This window comes from Corynebacterium sp. HMSC070E08 (genome assembly GCF_001808895.1).
GTDB classification, from domain to species: Bacteria; Actinomycetota; Actinomycetes; order Mycobacteriales; family Mycobacteriaceae; genus Corynebacterium; species Corynebacterium hiratae.
In genome coordinates, this window is the sequence record NZ_KV794765.1 from 1 (window position 1) to 2585 (window position 2585).

A 2585-nucleotide genomic window follows, 5' to 3' on the forward strand; every position below is an offset into this window, starting at 1 on the left:
CCGTCATGTTCTACCTCACCCCGCTACGCACCCCAAAACCGGAAGAGCCCGTTAATTCTCCACACTGGATATTCATGGATTCTCTTTAAGGTCTGACAACTAGAAAGGTACGCTTAACAGTTAAGTGCGAAGCGTACGTCAATTCCTTAACAGCCTCTTTGAGAGGTTACCCTCGTTTAGTGGACACGAAGTGGAGCTACCCCACGAGTCCTCAGCCGCCTAGCTTGCCGACGCCCTGAGCTCAGCGCTGCGGGAGCTCGTCGGGGCTAGCGTATACAAGACGCGTGCGCTTGACGACGTCTCTCCCCTGCCCCGATCAAAGCTACAAATCCCGTACTTGCGTAAGAGCACACCAGCGATATCGATCTGCTACCCCAAAATCAACGCCGCCGTCTCCTCCGGCGGCACATCCTTCAGCTGCCGGCTCTTGATGGCCCACGACGCCAGCCCCAGCACAATCCAAACAACCAGCGCGATAAGCGGGGCCGTTCCGAGCATGCCAGGCGAGCCCGGAACAAAGAGCAGCGCCAAGAACCCGACGGAGAGGATGCACCCAGCCAGGGCGAAGTACTCGTAGAACTTGTTGGGCGCAATGGGCTTCGGCATCCCCGGAACCTGCCCGGTGCGCGCAATCTTCCAGGCGCAGAAACAAGTGTAGAAATACGCCACCGTGATACCAGCGCTGGACATGTCGACGACCCACGTCAACGCCGCGCGCCCAAACCACGGGGTCACCAGGCACACCGCACACACTAGGAGAATCGCATTGCGCGGGGCGTGCTGCTTCCCCTTGAGCTCACCCAGGCGGCGCGGAACCAAATTAGCCCGCCCCAGCGTAAACAGCACACGGCTTGCCGCGGTGTAGAAACCATTAAGGCCTGTCAGCACACCCGCGCTGACCGCGACGACCATGAGCACCAAACCAGCCGGCCCCATCACCTCGCTGATGGCTGCTGCCGGTGGCCAAGCCTCGCCCTCGAAAGCATCGTGGTGGGTGCCCACGGCAATCGACGTCGCCAGCATCATCGCCATGTAAATGACCGTCGCGACAGTAATACCCCACATCAGAAGGCCTAGCGCCTTCCGTGGCGAGAAATTGAACTCGCCCGCCAACTGCGGAATGGAATCAAAGCCCACGTAGGCCCACGGGGCAAAAGCAATGATGGTTGCCACCGCCGCAGCCGGCGGCACATCTACAGGAAAGGCGGGAGCAAGCTCCGGGCGCGCGGCGACGTAATAGATAACCATCGACGCCACAATAACCACCACCGCCAGGATCATGAGCACAACAGCAAAGAACTGGAACCGGCCGGAGAGCGCAGCACCCTTGGAGTTCAACCACGCGAACACAAGGATAAACAGTGAGCAAATGGCTACTTCGGGGAGATAGATGGTCCACCCGGCGACGTCGTAAAGCACGCCCCGCATAACCAGCTCAGGGAAAGTCACACGGAAGACGAGCGTGACCGCCGACGCATTCAACGCGACAACGCACGAGTACCCCAGCGTCAGCGCCCATCCCGCGATAAACGCATGAGTCCGGCCGAGCGCAGCCATAGCGAACGCCACGCCACCACCGGTCAGCGGCAGCGCGCGAATGGTAAAGCCGTAGCTCAAACCAATAACGGCAATCATCAGGCCGCCGATGACAAAGCCGATGAGTGTTCCCGCAAGCCCCGCCTTCTGCATCCAGTCGAACGGCAAGATATAGGCGCCCCAGCCAATCGCCGCACCCAACGCCATGGCAAAGACCCACGAGGGCTTCATCGTTTTCCGCAGTGTCGCATTCTCCGACATGTAGTCTCACTCCAGACAATTCACCTTGGGCGCAAGGACCTTGCGGACGATCCCAGCGCGCGTTACTGGTAAGTCTAGAGGTTCTTGATTAGGGGTGCTGCAGATCTAAGAAACTTAATGCGGGGTTCCACCTTTCATTCAATGAACGTAACCGATGTTGGCCATCGCAGAGCTCGGTTACCAAACACTCGCATGTCCTGCGCTCTTGCGATGTCGCTATGCGTTGGCCCAAGGATCGCACCCCAACTCCCGCAAAAGGCGCTTGACGACGACCCTTGTGTCTAAGCTCCCGTCGCATAGCGCCGGCAACTGTTGCAAACTATCCGCCAACCAAACTGCGTGTTGCTTCGCCAAGAAGCCCCAGCCGGCCAGGGGGCCCTCATAAATCAAGACGCACGTGATGCTAGTCCGCCGAGAAATTCCGTTTCCTTTCGCCGCATAGTCGGGCCTGGCCCCGGAAAGTAGACACGTCGGGGGGTTAGCTATGCCGCTTGGGTCAGTGTAGCTGATGTGAGTGCTTCGAAGTCATCGGGGCTAGAAGGTTGCACCAGGAGTTGACCAGGTCCCATCCCACACCGAGTGCTTTAGCGGTAGCTGACACACTCATCCGGTCAATAGCAAGGCGCTGCAAGATCCAGCGAGTGACCCGATAAGTGAGCTTGGCGCCGTCATCAGCGCAGGTTAAAGATTCTTGGAAGATCTTCCTCTTACATGAGACGGCTGTGCACCGGAACCTGGGGACTGTTACATGCAACCTGGTGGGGAATCCAACGACAGGAAGATCAACG

1 protein-coding gene and 1 pseudogene are annotated in these 2585 nt (G+C 58.7%); both read right to left on the bottom strand.

Annotated features, from left to right (window positions below):
- Positions 1–369: 369 nt before the first annotated feature.
- A complete protein-coding gene (locus tag HMPREF2526_RS07410) occupies positions 370–1797 on the bottom strand; it encodes an APC family permease (protein ID WP_070546693.1) in 1428 nt (475 codons plus the stop codon).
- 526 nt (positions 1798–2323) lie between these two features.
- Positions 2324–2585 (bottom strand): annotated as a pseudogene (locus HMPREF2526_RS12935) (ISL3 family transposase); the annotation flags it as partial.